This is a genomic window from Pseudomonas khorasanensis (assembly GCF_014268505.2).
Classification (GTDB): Bacteria; Pseudomonadota; Gammaproteobacteria; order Pseudomonadales; family Pseudomonadaceae; genus Aquipseudomonas; species Aquipseudomonas khorasanensis.
On the sequence record NZ_JABWQP020000007.1, the window covers coordinates 36,710 to 57,092 of the forward strand.

Consider the following 20,383-nt stretch of genomic DNA (forward strand, 5'->3'; position numbering starts at 1 on the left):
GATGGGTGTGCTTAGTTGATTTTCAAGACACCGCCGGTCTGCTCTCAGCTACAAACAATGTGGGAGCGAGCCTGCTCGCGAAGGCGGCGGATCAGTTGATAAATCCTGCGACTGACACTCCGCTTTCGCGAGCAGGCTCGCTCCCACAGGGTATTGATGCGTACTGAGATCGGCGCGAGAATTCAAATCGCCGGAATATCCAGCGGCGCCGCCATGAACTGGCTGATCCGCGAGCGCAGCCATTTCTCTGCCGGATCGTTGTCATGCACCCCGCTCCAGGCCATCGACAATTGCGCGGCATCGATCGGAAATGGCGGATCTTCGGCGCGCAGGGCGCAGCCCTCCACCAGGGCACAGGCGGCGTAGTCTGGCACGGTGGCAATCATCTCGGTGCCGGCGAGCAAGGCGCGCAAACCGCTGAACTGCGGCACACCGAGCACCACGCGGCGGCAGCGGCCGATCTTGGCCAGATCCAGGTCGATATTGCCGCTCAGGTCGCCGGAAAACGACACCATCGCATGCGGACGCGCGCAATATTCGTCCAGCGTCAGCGGACCCGGACGATCATCGCCGCGCAGGACTTTGCAAGGAATGTCGCGCAACTTTTTGCGCTTGGCGTTGGCCGGCAGGTCAGTGGTGTAGCTGACACCCACCGAGATTTCCCCCGAGGCCAACAGCGCCGGCATCAGCAGATAATTGGCGCGGCGCACCACCACGACAATCCCCGGCGCCTCTTGCTGAAGCTGCCGCAACAGCGGCGGAAACAGGCCAAACTCGGCGTCGTCCGACAGACCGATGCGGAACACGTCGCAACTGCTCGCCGGTTCGAACTCCTTGGCCCGGCTGACCGCACCGGAAATCACGTCCATCGCCGGCTGCAGCTCCTTGAGAATCGCCAGGGCCCGCGCCGTCGGCTCCATGCCGCGACCGTTGCGCAGCAGCAATGGATCGTCGAACAGATCACGCAAACGCCCCAGTGCCGCACTGACCGCAGGCTGGCCCATGAACAGTTTTTCCGCGACGCGGGTCAGGTTCTTTTCGAACATCAGCGCTTCGAATATCACCAGCAGGTTCATGTCGACGCGGCGCAGATCGTTACGGTTCATGGGCATGGTTTCCTTATCGGTGTCAGCCGCTTTTTTCGGGGGGACGCGGGTCACTTTACTCGATCAACGGCACTTTCGCCCCGCGTTTATAGGGGCCGTACTCCACCGGTACCCACTGGAAATGCTTGCCTTCAGCAGCGATGTGACCGATGCCCGGAAACGGCAGATGCGCCGCCGTTACCCAGGTCTTGCTCGCCGCGGCTGCACTGAACACTGCCTGACGACTGTTGATCGCTTGCTGGCTGTTGACGTCGAAGCCGATCGACACCTCCGGGTGCAGGAACTGCACGGCCAGGTTATGCACCAGATCGCCCATGAACACGATGCTCTGGCTCTGCGAGGCGAACCGGTAAGTGGTGCTGCCCGGCGTGTGACCCGCTTCGAGGGTTGCTTCGACCAGACCCGGCAACGGCGACTCTCCGGCTGCAAAAGTCTTGAAGCGGCCGGCGGCAACGTAGGGCGCCGTGGAATCCTGAGCAATCTTGAAGAACTCTTTGGCGCCTGCCGGAGCCTTGGCCAGCGCTGCCGGATCAAGCCAATAATCAGCCTCGGCCCTGGCGGCATAAACGGTGGCATTGGCGAACAGCGGCTTCTTTTCTGCGTCGACCAGTCCACAGACATGATCCAGATGCAGGTGCGTGAGCAGAACCGTATCGACCTGCTCAGGCTTGTAACCGGCCGCCCGCATGTTGGCCGAGAGTTGTCCGGCGGTGACGCCGATGCACTGCCCCGCGCCGGTATCGACCAGAATCAGTTGTTTGCCGGTATTGACCAGAAAGGCGTTGAAGGCAGTCTGTACGCCCGGGGTCTCAATCGAACGGCGTGCGAGCAGCGCGCGAATCTGGCTCTGGCTCATGCCCTGCAGCAGCTTCGGTGACAGGTCGTTGTAACCATCGAACAACGCGGTGACTTCGTAATCGCCCACGGCCAGACGGAAATAACCTGGCGCCTGGGTGCCCACCTGCGGCGCCTGCGCCATTGCGCCTGCCGTTACAACCATGACCGCAAGGGTCGTCGCTGCCTTAACCATGCCTTTCATCCAATTCCCCTTTGAACCTGGCCGACGGCGGCCCCCGCTTTGTCGTCATCGTCGCGCAAAGCGCCGGGTGCAGACTTGCAGGGATGTGCTGAGTTCAGGCCCCGGCGATGGAATTAACAACGATTAACTCGTCAGCTTCACGCCCTCGCCCAACAATAAAAGCCTCTGCGCAGCGTTGTTTTCTTGACCTGAGGGAATGCGCCGACCGTGCCTTCCCCACCGACACGGACCTTGGCCATGGCTTATCTACAGCAAACCGTCGCCCTCGCCCCTGCTTGCGAACCGCGCAAAAACGCGAGTGGCGGACTCAGTCCCCAGCGCGAACGCTACGTCAAACAGCTGATTCTCGATCGCCTGGGTGAAAGCCTGGAGGTGGCTGAACTGGCCCGCGCCTGTTCGCTGTCTCGCAGCCACTTTTCCCGTGCCTTCAAGTGCAGCACCGGCCTGTCGCCACAAGACTGGATCCGCGCGCAGCGCCTGGCCCGGGCCAAGCTGTTGATCCAGCACACCGACCTGAGCCTGACGCAAATCAGTCTGGAATGCGGCTTCTGCGATCAGGCGCATTTCTGCCATATGTTTACTCGCAGCGAGGGCATCAATCCGTTTGCCTGGCGCTGTCGCGTGATGGGCAAACTGAAAAACAACGCCGCGCAGCCCGCCGTGTTTTGACTGCTGCCGTTACGCCACCCGTTGCACTGACGCTCAAACCTGAGGATTATGCCCGGACACCCCGGATCAGACGGCCTGCGCACGCGCCAGGCACTGATTCGCCCTGTCCGTCGCAGCACCGCAGGAGCGCACTGTTGAGTTTTTCCCCGAATCAGGCCATTGCTTTTGGCCCCTATCGGATTCATCCCGGGCAACGACTGCTACTCGAAGGCCAACAGCCTTTACGCCTGGGACGGCGGGCGATGGACATCCTCCTGATTTTGCTGGCCCACGCCGGCGAAGTGGTGAGCAAACAACAATTGATGGCCGGGGTCTGGCCGGACAGTGTTGTCGAAGACATCAACTTGCGCGTGCACATGGCGGCGCTGCGCAAGGCGCTTGGCGACGGGCAGAATGGCCAGCGCTACATCGTCACCGTGGCGCAGCGCGGCTACAGTTTTGTGGCACCGGTTGTGCTCGACAGCATCGAACAAAAGCCCGCCGTCGCCGTCGCAGGACACAACCTGCCGCTGCGCCGCACGCGGATGATCGGTCGCCAGCCAGTGGTCGATCACTTGATTGCGCAATTGCCGCGCCGACGCTGCATCACCCTCATCGGCCCTGGCGGCATCGGCAAGACCACCGTGGCCCTGCGCGTTGCCGAGCAACTGATCGGCCAGTATCGCGACGGCATCCGTCTGGTGGATCTGGCGCCCATCGCCGATCCGGCGCTGATCGGCTCGCATCTGGCCACGCTGCTCGACCTGTCCGCGCCCGACGCCGATGCGCAGACTTATCTGATCAATGGTCTGCGGGAGCGGCAGATGTTGCTGCTCATCGACAACTGCGAGCACCTGATCGACGCGGTCGCGTCGCTCAGCGAGCAGATCCTGCGTGCAGCACCTGAGGTACATATCCTCGCGACCAGCCGCGAGAGCCTGCGGGCTGAAGGCGAGTTTGTGCAGCGCCTAGAACCGCTCGATTGCCCCTCCACAACGACTCCGATGGATCCGGTGCAGGCGCTGGGCTTTGCTGCACTGCAACTGTTTGTCGAACGAGCCACGGCGGCCCGGGAAAACTTTGAACTGAGCCCTGCGCAGCTCCCGCAAGCGATCGAGATCTGCCGCCGTCTGGACGGTATTCCGCTGGCACTGGAACTCGCCGCCGCGCAAGTCAGCGCGTTGGGCATCGATGGCTTGCTCAAGCATCTGCGCGAGGGTTTGCCACCGCTGTCAGCCGGACAACACAGCAGCGCCGAGCGCCATCTGACCCTGCGCGCGACCATGGACTGGAGCTTCAATCTTCTCAACGACTGCGAGCAAACCTGCCTGCGCCGATTGGGGATTTTTCGAGGCAGCTTTACCCTCGCCTCGGCGGCGGCCGTGGTTATCGGTCAGCAGATTGAGCCCGGCGCGGTGTTTACCGCCGTCACTCAACTGGTGGCAAAATCCCTGCTCTGCGTAGAGGTGGGCGATGAAGATGTGTTTTACCGCTTGCTCGACACCACACGCCACTACTCGCTGGAAAAACTCGAACAGGCCGCCGAGCTCGGCGAAACCCGGCAACGCCACGCGGAGCGCTGCCTGACACTGATGTTGCAGGCGCAGTCGGATTGGGACAACACCCCGACGGTTCTGTGGATGGAGCGTTACGCCCGGGTGTTGGAGGATTTGCGCGCGGCGCTGGACTGGAGCCTCAACGGACCGGGACCGGATGAACTGGGCATTGAACTGGCGGCAGCGTCGGCGCCGCTGTGGCAAGAACTGTCATTGCTGCGCGATTACAGCCGTTATGTCCGCCGGGCGCTGAGTCTGCTAGAGGAAACAGCAGAGCCCTGCCCTCGCCTGCAAATCGCGTTGAAACTGGCGCTCGGCAGTGCCAGCTATCACACGTGGGGCGGCACGCCACACACCATCCAGGCCTTCGCCGACGCCTGCCAATTGGCCGAGAAACACGGCGATCTGGCTGGCCAACTCCGTGCAATATCGGGGCACATGGCAGTCAATCTGAGCTGCGGGCATTACCGCATGGCGCTGGCCCAGAGTGAGCAATTCGATCGCATCGGCCTGCATGGCGAGCCGCTGCTGTCACTCAGCACGCATCGGTTGCGCGTACTGGCCTTGCATTATGCCGGCGATCAACCGCAGGCACGTGTGCATGCCGAGCAAGTGCTGCAGCGCATGGCTCACAGCGGCCACCTCAATCGGTTCACTCACGGTTTTGGTGTGCAATATGACCAGAGCGTCGCCTCGCTGACGGTTTTGGCACGGGTGTTATGGCTACAGGGTCTGCCCGAGCAGGCCTGGCGCGCGGCACGGCAGGCGCTGGACATCGCCGTGCAGATCAACCACGGCACATCGATCTGCTACACCCTGGCGCTGGCCAGTTGTCTGATCGCCCATTACAACGGCGACCGGCAGAACGCCCGCGCCTTGCTGCAGTTGCTGCTGGAACAATCGCAGAAGCATTCCGTGCAGCTGTTCAACACCTGGGGCCGGCACTATGCGCAGGTGATCGACCCCGACAATGCCGCGCCGGTGTCAGCCCGAAGCAGCGGTTTGATCAGCGAAGTCATGGTTACGCTGGATGAACGTTTTGTCGACGATGCACTGGTGGCGCGAGCGCGCAACGGCGATGCGGGATGGAGTGCGGCGGAAATTTTACGGGCTCGGGCGACTGCATTACTGAAGGGCACCCAAAAGCCCCTTCGCGAAGAGACCCTCGCAGAAAACGCCCAAACCCGGGACGCCGAACAAACCCTGCAGCAAGCCTTGGCCATCGCCAAAACCCAAGGGGCACTGGCATGGGAATTACGCAGCGCCACAGACCTCGCTCAGTTATGGCAACGCCAGTCCCGCCACCGTGAAGCGCTGGATTTGCTCAGCCCGATCTACCAGCGCTTCACTGAAGGCTATGCCACTCCTGACTTGCGCAAGGGACGCCTGTTACTCGACAGCCTGCGCGACCAGTGCCCGGCCTGAAGCGCTGCGCGTACGACTGAGATAGCGCGCATGGCGATGCTCGAGGTCAAGCCTTTCGTCGCTGCGCCCGAGCTGATCACGCGCATAGCGGCGCAGGGTGTTGAGCATCCAGTAGCGGACCGTTGAACGGTTGGGCTCCTCGATAATCAAGGATTTGCGCGCCAACCCCTCGATGACCGCGGTCAGCCTGGAGCCGGACAGATTGGGGCAACTGATCACACTCAGTGCGGCCTCCACCGTAAACCCCATGCTGAACACCGACAGACGCAGCAGCACACGCTGTTCGATTTCCGTCAGGTACTGATAGCTCCAATCGATGGCGGCAGCCATCGACTGATGGCGCGGTACCGCGGTGCGCCGGCCTTGGCCAAGCAACTGCAGACCGTTTTCAACCTGCGCCTGTAAGCCGACCAAGCCCAACGCATCTATCTGCGACGCCGCCAGTTCGATCGCCAACGGCAAACCGTCCAGCTGACGACAGATCTCGCGCACGCCAGGCAAATCCTGTTCGCGCAAACTGAAACCATGTTGCCGCGCCCGTGCGCGACTGACGAACAACTGCACCGCCGGACAGCCCATTGCTTCTTCGACAGTTTGCAGTGCCGAGCGCTTGGGTATCGCCAACAGCGGAATGAAATGAATGGTTTCCGATTCAACGCCCAAGGCTTCCCGGCTGGTGGCCAGGACCGTCAGACGAGGCGCGGCTTGCAGCAGGGTTTCGACCAATACCGCACAGGCAGCGCGATGGTGATCACAGTTATCCAGCACCACCAAGGCGTGGCGACCGATCAGCGCTGAAAAGTCTGTCTTGAGGACGTGCAACAGATGTTCCAGCAGCGGCGCGCCCTCTTCGAGGTCGGCAAGGTCGACCCACCACGCGCCATCACGAAAGCACTGCAGTAACAATTCCGCCACACGCAGTGCCACGGTGGTTTTGCCGACACCCGGCGCCCCCGTGATGGTCATCAAACGGCACACAGGCATCTGTCGCACCAGACGACCGACAACAGCGTCGCGCCCGCTGACAGGTGTCAGTCGTGCCGGAAGATTGTGCCGGGGACTGACCACGAGCCGCGCATCGCTGTCGCCCTGCACCACCGGGGCAACAAAGCTGTAGCCACGTTGCGGCACATGCGCGATATAGCGCTGACCATTGGCGCCATCGCCGAGTGCGCGGCGCAACGCTGCGATGTGCACACGCAAATTGATCTCTTCGACCACCGACGTCGGCCACACTTGCGCGATCAAATGCTCTTTGCTCACGACTTCTCCCGCACGCTCGACCAGCGCCTGAAGAATATCCATGGCGCGCCCGCCCATACGCAGCGGCTGCTCTCCTTCGAGAATCAAGCGTTGGCGCACATGGAAGGCGTAGGGACCAAAACGCAGCACCGGTCCCGGGTTGAAGTCGTGGTGATTATTCATGCCAAGCATCTTGGCACGCCCGCGTGACGATACAACCGGTACGGCGGGCGCAGCACGGACATCCGGCGACGTCAGACGGACACAACCGCTCTAACTGAACTGTTCGCGGTATTGCGCAGGGGTCAGACCGAGTTTTTCGGCAAAGAGTGAACGCATGTGTCGGACACTGCCAAAGCCGCTTTTAAAGGCGACTGATTTCAACGGCAGGTCCGTGGTTTCCAAAAGGTTTCTCGCACAATCGATACGGGCATTCTGCAGAAATTCCATCGGCGTCATCTTGACGTCGCGGTTGAACAATCGGGCGAAGTGCCGCGCACTCATGTTCGCCAGTCGCGCCATACGCTCGACAGTAAAGGCCTCTTCAAGGTGTTCAAGCACGTAATTCTGCGCGCGGGTAATAGGCGTTTCCTGAGGGGAGACCGCCGCCATCAAAGGGCTGAACTGCGCTTGTCCGCCCTGGCGCTTCATGACCACCAGCAATACCTTGGCCACATCCTGCGCGATTTTCTTGCCGTGATCCCGGGCGACCACGGCCAGCGCCAGATCGATGCCGGCCGTCACGCCACCCGAGGTGATCAGGTTGCGATCCTCGACGTAGATTTGGTCGGTGGTCACCGTGGCTTTCGGAAAGGCCTCGATCAGCCGCTCGGTGTAATTCCAGTGAGTAGTGACGCGATAGCCGTCAAGCAGACAGGCATGGCCGAGGATGAAAGCGCCGGTGCATATCGAACCGTAGCGTTCGGCACGCGGGACCGCCGCCTTTAACCAGGCGAACAATTGCGCAAATCTCTGGTTGTAGGCGCCCGGGCCGCCCGGCACCAAGAGCAAATCATAGCGTTCGGCCGCTTCGTCAATATGAAGATCGGCCTGAACCTGAACGCCATTGGACGCCCTCAGCAGCCCGCGCTCCGTTCCTACAGTGGTCAGTTGATAATGCAAATCAGGCTTCAGATAACGGTTGGCGACTGAAAACACCTCGAGTGGCCCCGCCATGTCGAGCATCAGAAAGTCAGGGAAGAGCACCATTGCCACGGTTTTCATGGGGGTATCACACGTTTCAGAGGTTAATACGCACGCTGCAACAGGGCATTATGGCCAAGGGTGGCGTGATCAGCGCAAAACAATGCGTGAACCATAACGCAAAACTGTCAACCTGAGCAGGACAGTGTTTCAGTTTCCATCTACTTATTGCCTCGACGGGTAACCAGTAACCTTCTCCTCACTCGGACGAATTCACGTCCCGCCAGGAGATTTCATCATGCTGACTCTTCGCAAAGCCTCCGATCGCGGCCTCGCCAATCACGGCTGGTTGAAGTCGTTTCATACGTTCTCTTTCGCCAGCTACCGCAACCCGCGTGAACAGGGTTTTTCCGATCTGCTGGTGATCAATGATGACCGTGTCGCCGCCGGCAAAGGGTTTGGGCAACACCCGCACCGCGACATGGAGATCTTCTCCTACGTGCTCGAAGGCGCGCTGGAACACAAGGACACCCTCGGCACTGGCTCGGTGATCCGTCCCGGCGATGTGCAATTGATGAGCGCCGGCAGCGGCGTGGCGCACAGCGAGTTCAACCACTCGGCCACCAAACCGGTGCACTTCCTGCAAATCTGGATCGTGCCGGACGTCAGCGGCGCCAAACCACGCTATCAGCAGGAGCACTTCAGCGCGCAGAAAAAACGTGGCCGCCTGCAATTGATCATCTCGCCGGACGGCAGCCATGGTTCCTTGAAAGTCCGCCAGGATGCGCGGGTCTATGCCGGGTTATTCGACGGCGAGGAAACAGCCACGCTGGAACTGCCGGCCAATCGTTACGCCTACGTGCACGTTGCGCGCGGCAGCGTCGAACTCAATGGCCAGACGTTGCAGGAAGGCGACGGCGTGCGGGTTCGTGAGGAACAAGTGCTCAACCTGAGCAACGGTGTCGATGCCGAGGTGCTGGTGTTCGATCTGCGCCCTCAGGAGTTGCCAGAAATGCCATGAGGCGGCTCATTCATTCTAAAAACGGCCTTGAGAAAGGCCGTTTTTTTATTGGGTCGGCATCGTCGATGGCTGCCCAAGCTCCAGTCAGCTACTCGTTTTCCAGCGCAAAAGCCTCGACGATCTGCTCAATGACAGCCCGCACCCGTGCGGTGTGCCGCAGATCGGCATGGGTAACCAGCCACACTTCATAGGGCAACGGTCCGGCACGTTCCGGCCAGAGCCTGACCAGGCCATCACGCTCGCCCATGTAGACCGGAATTTCCCCTACGCCCAGGCCGGCGGCAATCGAACGACGCACCAACAGACTGGAGCTGAGCGTGGCGACGATGCGCCCTCGATTCAACGGCTCGCTGGCCAGGGTCAGGTCCTTTTTACTCTGAAGATACGGTTGATACACCACCAGATCATGGCCCTCGAATGCACTGCCGGGCTGCGGCTCTCCTTTACTGTCGATATAGGCTTTGGAGGCGAAGAGTCCTACGGGCCAGCGTGCAATTCGCCGGGCGATCAGATCGGGATTATCCGGCCGGGTATTGCGTACCGCGATATCCGCTTCGCGCTTGGCCAGACTGAGGATCTGCGTTGACGCATCCAGCTGGATTTGCACATCGGGGTGCTGATCATGCAGGCGCGCCATCGCCGGGATGATGAAGTCGATGGCCAGCGAGTCGGTGGTACTGACCCGCACGTTACCGGTCAGGCGGTCGTCCAGCCCATGGATGTGCCGCTCAAGCTCAAGCGCCGAGTGCTCCATTTTCTCGACACTTCTAAGCGCGGCTTCACCCAGGGCCGTCAATGCGTACCCGTCTGAAGTACGCAAAAACAACGTCGCACTCAAGGACTTTTCCAAGGCAGCAACGCGTCGTCCGACCGTGGCTTGATCCACGCCCAGAACCCGCGCAGCCCCGCGCAATGTCGACTCACGGCAGACCGCCAGAAATACCCGCGCATCATCCCAGTTCATGCTGACCCTCACCGAAGCATTTTTGCATCATCCTGCCGCTTAATCGCTGCATATGCGCAGCAAAGATAGCCGATAAGCTGAGCGCCATACACCTTCATGAGAGCGTTATCATGCGTACTTCACACTCTTGCGGGGTCTGGCTGCCGATCTTCGCCGGGCTTTGTGCAAGCCTGGTCAGCATTGGTCTGGCGCGTTTCGCCTACACACCGCTGATCCCTTCGCTGATTCAGGCGCAGTGGTTTTCGGCCAATGACGTTGTCTATCTGGGCGCGGCCAATCTCGTCGGCTACCTGATCGGCGCCCTCCTCGGCCGCCCCATGGCCCATCTGTTCGGCAACCGAAACGCCCTTCGCGTGATGATGTTGGCCGTCACGGCGGCGTTCTTTGCCTGCGCTTATCCGCTGTCGGTGAGCTGGTTCTTCGGCTGGCGGTTGCTCTCCGGTATCGCCGGCGGCGCGATCATGGTGCTGGTCGCGGCAACTGTGCTGCCCCACGTTCCTGCGGCGCGCCGAGGCTTGGCCAGCGGTGCGATTTTCCTTGGCATTGGTCTGGGGATTGCCGGTTCAGGGACAATCGTGCCGCCGCTGCTGACCCTCGGCTTGCAGGCAACCTGGCTGGGCCTGGGCGCGCTGGCGCTGCTGCTGACGGCAGCAAGCTGGTTTGGCTGGCCCGTCGATATCGCGCACGCCGTAGCTTCCCACGCAACGTCCGCCGATGAGCCGACACCGCCGGGCGTTTACCTGCTGTTCGCCCAATACGCATTCATGGCCGCCGGGCTCGTACCTGCGATGGTGTTTTTGGTCGATTACGTGGCACGGGGCCTGGGTGCCGGGGCGCATACCGGTGCGATGGTCTGGGTAATGTATGGCTTGGGGGCGATTGTCGGGCCGGTGAGTTACGGTTTTCTGGCCGACAAACTTGGCGCCCGAACCGGCATTCGCCTGGTGCTGGTAATACAAGCCGTTGCCCTCGGTCTGCTGGCCGTTTCCCATTCGTTTCTGGCGTTGGCGGTACTGGCGGTGATCCTCGGCTCGTTTCCGCCGGGTATCGTGCCGCTGGCTCTGGCGCGCGTGCACGAACTGGTGCCGTCTCATCACCGTCAGCAGATCGCCTGGAGCCGGGCCACCGTATCGTTCGCCACCTTTCAAGCGCTGGCCGGGTTCGCTTATTCGGCGCTGTTCAACGCCTCGGGCGGCCATCACACGCAGCTGTTCGTAATAGCCGCAGGCGCAATCGTGGTCGCCTTGCTCCTGGAGCAAGCCATGCGCTGGCTGCCCTCCCGCGTTGAAACACGGTGCACTGCGAACTGAAGGGAATCATTGCGCGTCGCCTGCGCTCCCATCTACACGACCTTCTTTACAGGAATCGACATGTCACTGCCCAATGAAATGACCCGTATCGAAATCACCCAACCCGGCGGCCCCGACGTTCTGCAAGCCAGGCGTGCGCCTTTGCCCACCGTTTCGCAAGGCCACGTGCTGATCCGCGTGCGGGCTGCCGGAATCAATCGCCCGGACGCCTTGCAGCGCGCCGGCAAATATCCGATGAAGCCCGGCATGGACCCGATCCCCGGCCTGGAAGTGGCTGGCGAAGTGGTTGCGCTCGGCGCAGGAGTCAACCAGTTCGCTGTCGGCGATCGCGTCTGCGCGCTGACCAATGGCGGTGGCTACGCCGAATATTGCGCGGTTCCGGCCGGGCAGACTCTGCCTGTTCCTGACGGGGTCGATTGGGTCCAGGCCGCCGCAATTCCGGAAACTTTCTTTACTGTGTGGGCCAACCTGTTCGGCCTCGGCGGCGCCAAGGCTGGTCAGCGCGTACTGATTCACGGCGGCACCAGCGGCATCGGGACCACTGCGCTGATGCTGTGTCGCGAATTCGGTATCGAGGCGTTCGCCACCGCTGGCAGCGCTGAAAAATGCGCCGCTATCAGCCAGTTGGGCGGGCAGCCGATTAATTATCGAGAAGCAGACTTTGCGCAGGTAATCGCCGAGAAAACGGGGGATCAAGGCGTGAACGTGATTCTCGACATCATGGGTGGCTCATATCTGAACGGGAACATCAGCGCACTGGCAATGGATGGGCGACTGGTGATGCTGGGGTTCCTCGGCGGCGCCCGCGCCAACGACATTGATTTATTGGCGATCCTGGGTAAACGCGCAGTGGTCACCGGTTCGCTGCTGCGCGCACGCACGGCTGCGGAGAAAGCCGCCATCGCTGACCAACTGCGCGAACACGTGTGGCCTGCCCTCGCCGCCCAGCGCTGCCTGCCGATCATCGACAAGGTTTACCCGCTCGCCGACGCGGCTCAGGCCCATGCCCGAATGGAAGGTGGCGATCACATCGGCAAGATTGTGCTGCAAGTGGCGTGATTGACTGCAGCATCTTGTAATCGTTGCGCATGCACGGTGGTCGAAAATAATCACGCGCAGACCAAGGCATCTGGTAAAAAGCGTTCTTTGTCTGCGCCGTGGTGAAACGTTTAATGTTCCTGTCCTTCCTGACTCGTCTGAGACGCCGTCGCCTGGCGTACGCCTTGATGGCCGCGCTGATTATTGGCGTGCCGTCGAGTTGTGCCGTGCTGGAACACACCGAACGCACATTGCTGTTTCGCATCGAGCCGGGTAATGCCGGCTGGTATCGCGGTTTGCCCGGCAGCGTTCAGGAACTCGATCTGCAACCGAAAAGTTTCAAGGCCGGGCAGAACATCCATGCCTGGTGGTGGCCTGCGGAACGTGCCAATGCGCCGGCGATCCTGTATTTGCACGGCGTGCGCTGGAACCTCACCGGGCAATTGTTTCGTATCGAGCAACTGCGTGCGGCGGGCTATTCGGTCCTGGCCATCGACTATCGCGGCTTCGGCCAGAGTAAAGGCGATCTGCCTTCGGAAAGCAGCGTTTACGAAGACGCTCGCGTGGCCTGGGAGCGCTTCCAACTGCTGCAACCGGACCCGAACAAGCGCCTGATCTACGGCCATTCTCTTGGCGGCGCCGTGGCAATCGATCTGGCGGCTGAGTTGGGACAGAGCGCCGCGCGCAACCACACGCCCCTGCCCGTGCGCGGTCTGGTAATCGAGTCGACTTTCACTTCGCTGGCCGATGTGGCCGCCGCCGTGGCCAACACCTCGCTCCCCGTGCGCTGGCTGCTGTCGCAGAAATTCGATTCCATCGACAAGATCGCCGACATTCACATGCCCTTGCTGGTGGTGCATGGCCTGGCAGACGCCTTCGTACCATCAAGGTTCAGCGAGCAGCTGTTCAACGCGGCTGAACAGCCCAAGCGTCTGCTGCTGGTACCTGGCGCAACGCACAACAACAGCATGGCGCTCGGTGGGCAGGGTTACCGCAAGGCTCTGGATGCGTTGATGCAGACCAAACCGTTGCCACGGGTTGCGGGGCCGGCCTTGCTGAAAGGTTCTCGCGAGTCCTGATCGAAGCATTGGACAATGCGCCCTCCCGTCCATGAGATGGATTGAGTGCGCTAAATCACCCAGTTACAGAAAAAGCCCAGCCTGAGCAGGTTGGGCTTTTTGCTTAACGCCGAGCCAGTTCGTGGCGAACGCATTGCTCGTAATAAGTTTGCTTGACCGCACCAGGCTTGAGCTTTGAGCTGCTGTTGTAAGTCTGCTCGGTAATTCCCATCGCCGTCATGCGCATCCACGGCTGCTGGAACCGGCGGACCTGCAACTGTTTACGCGCACCGTACAGCGAGACCCCGGACAGTTTTGATCGCTGCGCCCCGGCAGCGATGTCCGAACCCCAAGTGCAGGCAAAGCGATGGCCTTTACTCAACTCTTTCGCCTGCACTCCCGAGGCAATGAAAGCCAGGGAAAGCGTCGCAACGGTGATGACAATCGTCCGCATATAGCCAACCTAACCTTTTGAAAAAAGGCGATTTTGCCGGGATAGCCAAAAGCCGGGGGCCAGCAATTTGCCTCCTTTGAACATTGAAACTAGCGCAACCCAGGGTGATATCAATATGATGCACACACTGGCCACCATCGACTGGGGCCAGAGGAAAATACATCCAAGGAATGCACATGAAAGATTTCGTCATCGGCGTCAACAACATCGTTCTCTACATCGCACTTGCGGTCATCTGGATCGTCTCTATCTTCATGCTGAGCCAGAGCTTTCTCTCGGGGCTCGGCATGTTCGTAGGCGGCACCCTGAGCTGGTGCATCATTTCCGGCTTCTGGTTTGTGCAATCGGCTACTTATGAAGAACTGCGTAAGCTGAACTCGAAAACCAGCTGATCGGCACCAGGTATTCGATAAATGAAAAAGGCCAATGTCATGGACATTGGCCTTTTTTATTTCACTTCACCGGTCAGGAGTTTGCCGTTCAGCTTGCGAGGACCTCTATGCGCAATAGGTCCGCGCCCTTCTCCAGACAGTCGATTCGAACGGGCAAAAACCGCTCGATAACAGCAATATTGCTGCGCAGATGATCCGTCATGCGCGGCGTAGTGAACGTCCCGCCACCGGCCAGCGCCATCGGCAGCAGCAACTGGTCGGCGAGATGCTCAGCGACCGCAGCACCGCTGCGCACCCAGTCGATGGCCTGATTGATCGCGACATCGACCACCTTCTCGGCGCGTAACGACACTTGGCCAAACGCGCTGAAGACTTCAGTGACATGCTCGAAAGCATATTCAAGCAACAACACATTGCCCGGACCGCGCGCCGGATCAACCGCCACCTGCTGCAGCGCCTCCGGTGGCCAGTTCAAACGTTTGGCCACCTGATTCAGTTCACGCTGAGCAACGTTCGGCGTAAGGCCGGCAGTCAGCGCCCATGCATGTTGTGAAATCGCATCGCCGCGATCACACAGATCCAGCCGGGTCAGGCTCGAAGGCTGCACCCTTACTTCAATTTCTCCACCGCCGGCCGGCACAAAACCATGGCGCAACAGCTCCAGCTCGACATCGCCGCCCATGCGCCGCAGCAAAGGCAGCCAGCTGCGGGAGAGAAAATCGGTCGGCGGTGCCAGCGGGTTGTGTGTGCCACCGGAGATCGTCACCCGACTCGACTGCGGTGCTTGCAATAATGCTGGCAGTAACGTCTGCAACACCAGCGTGCAACTGCCCGCCGTTCCGATAGCGAACTGAAAGTCACCTGCGCGAATCTCGCCCGGTTCGAAGCTCAGCGCTTGAGAATCCAAATGCGCACCGCAGACCGTTGCGCCACACACCTCGGCCGCCGCCATGACGGCAGTCAGGTGCTGGCGCAGCAGCCCCGGACGGCTGCGTCGGGCGCGGATTTGTTTAATGTGAAACGCCCGGCCAGTCACCATCGACAGGCTCAAAGCACTGCGCAACACCTGGCCGCCGCCGATGGCGCCGTCCAGTTCAATCACTTCCTGTTTCATTGTAGTTCCTTACGCGTAGCGTCCGACGGTATCCCTGAGATAGCGATCCAGCCGTCGCGAGTCTTCCTGCGTTCTCAATAAAGTCGGCACGTCGCGCTCAAGCTCAGCCGCGATGAACCGATGCAGCGCCGGGCGACGCGGCCCGTAGGCGCTCTCGTCAGCATTGCGTTTGAGCGCCAGCAGTTCGTCCACTTCGTCGAGCAATGCGCGGTCGTCGACCGTCGACAACAGGTCAACGAACGTCATCGGCGGCCGCCCTCTTCCTAATCGCCGTCGGTCGAGGCGAAACCCCAGGCCCGACTCAGGCGTACAACACCGTGACATTGCGCTCACGCTCCAGTCGCGCCAGCTCAGCCAGCACCCGTGCGCGCATCGTGTTGCACAGTGGGTGACGCTCTTCGAATTCCATGATTTGTTTCCCTTTTATCCTTTAACGCACACCACCTGACGCAGGGTGTGCAGCACTTCCACCAACTCACGCTGAGCGTGCATGACTTTGTCGATGTCCTTGTAGGCCATCGGAATTTCATCGATCACCGCTTCGTCCTTGCGGCACTCCACGTGGGCAGTGGCACGAATCTGATCCGCGACGGTGAACGTATTTTTCGCCTTGGTGCGGCTCATGGTCCGGCCAGCGCCGTGGCTGCAGGAGTTGAACGACTCTTCGTTGCCCAGACCGCGAACAATGAAACTCTTGGCGCCCATCGATCCTGGAATAATCCCCAGTTCACCCTTCTTCGCCGAGACCGCGCCTTTGCGGGTAATCAGCACGTCTTCACCAAAGTGCCGCTCTTTTTGCACGTAGTTGTGGTGGCAGTTGACCGCTTCCAGTGCCACGTCGAACGGCTTGCTGATGATCTGGCGCGTGGCCTGAATCACCGCGCGCATCATCAGTTCGCGGTTCTGTCTGGCAAAATCCTGTGCCCATCCCACCGCTTGCACATAATCATCAAAGTGCTGACTGCCTTCTTCGAAATACGCCAGGTCACGATCCGGCAGGTTGGCGATGTGCTGACGCATATCCGCCTGAGCCATCTGGATGAACAGGTTGCCAATCGCATTGCCGACACCACGCGATCCGCTGTGCAACATGAACCAGACCCGGTTGGCTTCATCCAGGCACACTTCGATGAAATGGTTGCCGCTGCCCAGCGTCCCCAAGTGTCCACGGTTGTTCGTGTTCGCCAGTTTCGGATACTTGTCGGTAATCAACTTGAAGCGCGGCTGCAAGCCCGCCCAGGCTTGATCGGCTTGCTGCGGAATCTCATCCCACGCGCCTTTGTCGCGCCGCGAACGGCCCGAACTCCGGCCATGGGGCACCGCTTGCTCAATGGCGCTGCGCAGTCCGTGCAGGTTGTCCGGCAAATCGTCCGCTGTCAGCGATGTACGCGCGGCAATCATGCCGCAACCAATATCCACGCCCACCGCCGCCGGAATGATCGCGCCGACCGTTGGAATCACGCTGCCAATGGTCGAGCCCTTGCCCAGGTGCACGTCGGGCATGACCGCCAGATGCTTGAAGATGAATGGCATTTTCGCCGTGTTCATCAACTGCGCACGGGCCTCGTTCTCTACCGGGACGCCTTCGGTCCAGAGTTTGATCGGCTTGCCGTTGGCGACTTCGAGAAGTTGGTAGGTTTGTTCTTTCATGGCTTCTTGTCCTGTTCGTTTCCATCAGCATTGCAGCCGCTGTGCCAGCCACGCAATTTCATTCTGAAAATCTCATATCTCACTGATTTTAAAAGGTAAATTTATGAGTAGAGGATTTTTAAGAGATGCGCATGAGACAAACCCGAAGAACAAAATTATCATTGCATATCGTCTTTTATCTTTTGAGATAGACATGTACAAGAAGCGCACCGTCGCCATCGGATTCATCGGAGCCACCCTCGATCGCGTCGGTAAGGGCGCCAACCGGTGGAATCACTGGAGGCCAACAGTAGGTTTGTGCCAGCAAGCAGATCTAACGATCAATCGGCTTGAATTGATTCACGGCCTCGATGCTCGCGACGTCAGCCTCGCCGAGCGAATCCGCATCGACATTCAGCAGATTTCTCCAGAGACAGAAGTACGCCTGCATCCGATGTCGTTACGCAACCCTTGGGATTTCGAAGAGGTGTACGGCGCCCTGCACGACTTCACCACCGCTTACGTTTTTGACACAGAGCGCGAGGATTATCTCGTGCATATCACCACGGGCACTCACGTCGCGCAGATCTGCTGGTTCCTGCTCACCGAGGCACGCTACCTGCCGGCACGCCTGATTCAGACTTCGCCCGCCAGACGCAAGAGTGACGATGAGCCGGCGTGCGGCACACACGCGCTGATCGACCTCGACCTCTCGCGTTACGACCGCATCGCCTCGCGTTTTGCCAACAAACGCCTCGAGGGGCTGGAGTTCCTCAAATCCGGCATCGCCACGCGCAACGCCGCGTTCAATCGCTCCATTGAGCAGATCGAACGTGTTGCGGTGCGCTCGACAGCACCGATGTTGCTGATCGGTCCGACCGGGGCCGGCAAATCTTTCCTCGCCCGACGCATTTACGAACTCAAACGCAACCGCCATCAAATGCAGGGGCGCTTTGTCGAAGTAAACTGCGCCACCCTGCGCGGCGACGGTGCAATGTCCGCCCTCTTCGGCCACACCAAAGGCGCCTTCACCGGCGCGCAAAATGCCCGCGATGGCCTGCTGCGCGCCGCAGACGGCGGCATGTTGTTTCTCGATGAGATTGGCGAACTGGGCGCCGATGAACAAGCGATGCTACTCAAGGCGATCGAAGAGAAGCGCTTCTTCCCGCTGGGCTCGGACAAGGAAGTCGAGAGCAACTTTCTGATCATCGCCGGCACCCACCGCGACCTGCGCAATCGTGTCGCCGAAGGCCTTTTTCGCGAAGACCTGTACGCACGGATCAACCTGTGGACGTTCGATCTACCCGGCCTCGCCGGCCGCCGCGAAGACATCGAGCCGAACATAGACTTCGAGCTGGAACGCCATGCCCGCGAGCATGGGCAACTGGTGCGCTTCAACCTGGAAGCGCGCCGCCGCTACCTGGCGTTCGCCAGCTCCCGAGAAGCTGCGTGGTTGGGCAATTTCCGCGAGCTGTCGGCATCGATAACGCGGATGGCGACGCTGGCCGACAGCGGGCGCATTGATGAAACCCAGGTGCAGGAGGAGATCGATCGACTTCGATACGCCTGGGGCTTGGCGCAACCGACCGGGCTAACAGAGGATTTACCGGGAGACAGCGAAAGCATGGACCTGTTTGATCGCTTGCAGTTGAGGGCCGTCATTGAGGTCTGCCGGCAGGCGGACAGCTTGTCGGACGCGGGCCGACAGCTGTTCGGTGTTTCGCGACAGGCAAAGGCGCAACCCAACGATGCGGATCGGCTGAGGAAGTATCTGGGGCGATTCGGGCTTGAGTGGGCCGAGATTACAGGCACGAAGTAAAAGTACAGCACCTGTCAGCGTTGAGTTGCACTGCATAAAAGCTCACCCGACCTAATCATGACCGTAGAAAAATTGAATTAGCCACCTGATCACCCAGTCAAGAATTATGAACGCAGTAAATCTGACGAGGTGACAGCAATGACTATCCAGGCAGAGACACTGGTACAACTGACTGAAGCGCTTCAAGAGCGAGGCATGAAAATGGTTTCAGACGTTCACTTCACCCGCGCACCTTACCGATGCAACCATCGCTGGGTTTGCATCGTAGAGTAACCGCCGGCATCGCTGGCGGCTTGGGTCAGGTTAACCGGCGCGGGCGGCGCTCGGCTGCCGCGTCTGGCATCTTTGAATTTGAGATCAGACATCGACGGCACGATTGATCGGTGTGGATCTACCGATGTCCCCGAGAAGGTCAATTTATGAGGGTGGCGCGGTCATTCCCGATTCGCCGACCGGCCGATTTCTTCGCGTGTAGGCATTGTCCAGTCAGAAGCTCGTTTCTCGTAGATTGATTCCTCAGACTCGCCGGGCTCATAGCAGAAACATATCAGGTAAAGAACAACCGCCAGCGATGCCATTCCCGCTCGTGCAACAGGATCCGCTTTTTTGGATAGCGCTCCGCCAGCCGCGATTTGAGTTGTTTTGCCTCTGATAAACGCAACCAGCGCCTGACCAAACAAGCACTGTAAAAGGAGTACAGTCCAAAAGCTCTGCCATTGCCCGGCAAATCGAATGAAAGCGTTGGCGAGCGAAGCAGTAATCATCAGGGGCACTAGTACGTAAAGGTAGCACCTCAAAAACCTTATAATTCGGCTTCCTTTATCCAAACCACTTGCTCCCCATCTAAGAATATTCATGCCAGGTTTGGTTTATCGGCCGAAGCACAACGATCTAAGCCCCCCCTGTTTTAAGTGGGCTACCATAGCGGATCGAATTTGGCATATCGACTAGTTTGTCGGAGGCAAGGGATCAAGAAAGCACTGGCTTTAAGCGCAATAGCCGCAAGCCAACCGATTCGCAGCGACTGGCTCTGGCCATCCTAAGGAGAAATGCCGGATGAACCCCGCAAAAGTCCCGGCCATGAAAAAGCCGAACTGGCTAGAGTTCGGCTAAGTCATTGAAATATATGGTCGGGACGGAGTGATTCGAACACTCGACCCCTAGCACCCCTAGCACCCCTAGCACCCCATGCTGGGGACTGTAGCAACCCAAGCAATTGTTTTATAACAATAACATCCCTTTTTCAGGGTAGCAAAACATCCGACTTTTTGTGCCTATACAAACGAAAACACGCGGCCTCCATAAGAGGTTTTGCGCACCCTCCTCCGGCGTCCTGCCGACAAACACCAATCCAAAATCCTACAGCTCGTCGCTTACCCTCGCCCACTCGCCCAGCCTCGATTACTGTACATGCAACCAGTAATC

At 59.8% G+C, this 20,383-nt stretch carries 17 protein-coding genes and 1 pseudogene; 8 read left to right on the forward strand and 10 right to left on the reverse strand.

The features are described 5' to 3' along the window. Positions 1-182 precede the first annotated feature (182 nt). The gene (locus HU727_RS16190) at positions 183-1,106 is read right to left on the reverse strand and encodes a LysR family transcriptional regulator (protein WP_016774077.1); all 924 of its coding nucleotides are present in this window, start codon (positions 1,104-1,106) and stop codon (positions 183-185) included. Positions 1,107-1,161: 55 nt separating this feature from the next. Further along, complete coding sequence (locus HU727_RS16195) at positions 1,162-2,136, reverse strand: MBL fold metallo-hydrolase (protein ID WP_225919856.1); 975 nt, start codon at positions 2,134-2,136, stop codon at positions 1,162-1,164. 246 nt (positions 2,137-2,382) lie between these two features. Between HU727_RS16195 and HU727_RS16200 the strand changes: the two genes are divergently transcribed. Continuing rightward, positions 2,383-2,814 (forward strand): helix-turn-helix domain-containing protein, encoded by a 432-nt coding sequence (locus tag HU727_RS16200; protein WP_186532555.1) that lies wholly within the window; start codon positions 2,383-2,385, stop codon positions 2,812-2,814. 134 nt (positions 2,815-2,948) lie between these two features. Further along, positions 2,949-5,774 carry an ATP-binding protein gene (locus tag HU727_RS16205; protein ID WP_186532556.1) on the forward strand — a complete coding sequence of 942 codons (2,826 nt, stop codon included), beginning with the start codon at positions 2,949-2,951 and terminating at the stop codon, positions 5,772-5,774. Here the strand turns inward: HU727_RS16205 and HU727_RS16210 are convergent. Beyond that, a complete protein-coding gene (locus HU727_RS16210) occupies positions 5,739-7,199 on the reverse strand; it encodes an ATP-binding protein (RefSeq protein ID WP_186532557.1) in 1,461 nt (486 codons plus the stop codon). The genes HU727_RS16205 and HU727_RS16210 overlap by 36 nt on opposite strands. Positions 7,200-7,289: 90 nt before the next feature. Further along, complete coding sequence (locus tag HU727_RS16215; protein ID WP_186532558.1) at positions 7,290-8,240, reverse strand: GlxA family transcriptional regulator; 951 nt, start codon at positions 8,238-8,240, stop codon at positions 7,290-7,292. A 217-nt stretch (positions 8,241-8,457) separates the two neighbouring features. Here HU727_RS16215 and HU727_RS16220 point away from each other — a divergent pair, with 217 nt between their 5' ends. Beyond that, entirely contained in the window at positions 8,458-9,180 is a 723-nt protein-coding gene (locus HU727_RS16220; protein WP_186532559.1) for a pirin family protein, read from the forward strand. An 88-nt stretch (positions 9,181-9,268) separates the two neighbouring features. Here the strand turns inward: HU727_RS16220 and HU727_RS16225 are convergent, their stop codons facing one another. Beyond that, positions 9,269-10,144 (reverse strand): LysR family transcriptional regulator, encoded by an 876-nt coding sequence (locus tag HU727_RS16225; protein WP_186532560.1) that lies wholly within the window; start codon positions 10,142-10,144, stop codon positions 9,269-9,271. 110 nt (positions 10,145-10,254) lie between these two features. On the opposite strand from HU727_RS16225, the gene HU727_RS16230 reads away from it, so the two are divergent. The 3 genes from HU727_RS16230 (at position 10,255) to HU727_RS16240 (ending at position 13,571) form a co-directional block, all read left to right on the forward strand. Further along, positions 10,255-11,454: a YbfB/YjiJ family MFS transporter gene (locus tag HU727_RS16230; protein ID WP_186532561.1), complete on the forward strand. Its 1,200-nt coding sequence runs from the start codon at positions 10,255-10,257 to the stop codon at positions 11,452-11,454. Between the two features lie 60 nt (positions 11,455-11,514). Beyond that, positions 11,515-12,513, forward strand: coding sequence for an NAD(P)H-quinone oxidoreductase (locus tag HU727_RS16235; protein ID WP_186532562.1), 999 nt, complete (start codon positions 11,515-11,517; stop codon positions 12,511-12,513). Between the two features lie 113 nt (positions 12,514-12,626). After that, on the forward strand, positions 12,627-13,571 hold the full coding sequence (locus HU727_RS16240; RefSeq protein WP_186532563.1) for an alpha/beta hydrolase: 945 nt from the start codon (positions 12,627-12,629) through the stop codon (positions 13,569-13,571). A gap of 103 nt (positions 13,572-13,674) precedes the next feature. Here the strand turns inward: HU727_RS16240 and HU727_RS16245 are convergent, their stop codons facing one another. Next, a complete protein-coding gene (locus HU727_RS16245; RefSeq protein WP_186532564.1) occupies positions 13,675-14,004 on the reverse strand; it encodes a hypothetical protein in 330 nt (109 codons plus the stop codon). Between the two features lie 176 nt (positions 14,005-14,180). Between HU727_RS16245 and HU727_RS16250 the strand changes: the two genes are divergently transcribed. Next, positions 14,181-14,396 carry a hypothetical protein gene (locus HU727_RS16250; RefSeq protein WP_186532565.1) on the forward strand — a complete coding sequence of 72 codons (216 nt, stop codon included), beginning with the start codon at positions 14,181-14,183 and terminating at the stop codon, positions 14,394-14,396. Between the two features lie 88 nt (positions 14,397-14,484). Here the strand turns inward: HU727_RS16250 and rtcA are convergent, their stop codons facing one another. The 3 genes and pseudogenes from rtcA to HU727_RS16265 all read right to left on the reverse strand — a co-directional run bounded on the left by rtcA (position 14,485) and on the right by HU727_RS16265 (position 17,160). Continuing rightward, on the reverse strand, positions 14,485-15,510 hold the full coding sequence (rtcA, locus tag HU727_RS16255; RefSeq protein WP_186532566.1) for an RNA 3'-terminal phosphate cyclase: 1,026 nt from the start codon (positions 15,508-15,510) through the stop codon (positions 14,485-14,487). A gap of 9 nt (positions 15,511-15,519) precedes the next feature. Beyond that, positions 15,520-15,774: pseudogene (locus HU727_RS26130) on the reverse strand (DNA polymerase beta superfamily protein); the annotation flags it as partial. A gap of 159 nt (positions 15,775-15,933) precedes the next feature. Further along, a complete protein-coding gene (locus HU727_RS16265) occupies positions 15,934-17,160 on the reverse strand; it encodes an RtcB family protein (RefSeq protein ID WP_186532567.1) in 1,227 nt (408 codons plus the stop codon). Between the two features lie 193 nt (positions 17,161-17,353). On the opposite strand from HU727_RS16265, the gene rtcR reads away from it, so the two are divergent. Continuing rightward, on the forward strand, positions 17,354-18,958 hold the full coding sequence (gene rtcR / locus HU727_RS16270; RefSeq protein WP_186532568.1) for an RNA repair transcriptional activator RtcR: 1,605 nt from the start codon (positions 17,354-17,356) through the stop codon (positions 18,956-18,958). A gap of 434 nt (positions 18,959-19,392) precedes the next feature. Here rtcR and HU727_RS16275 read toward each other — a convergent pair whose 3' ends face one another. Beyond that, on the reverse strand, positions 19,393-19,722 hold the full coding sequence (locus tag HU727_RS16275) for a hypothetical protein (protein ID WP_225919855.1): 330 nt from the start codon (positions 19,720-19,722) through the stop codon (positions 19,393-19,395). Positions 19,723-20,383: the final 661 nt, after the last annotated feature.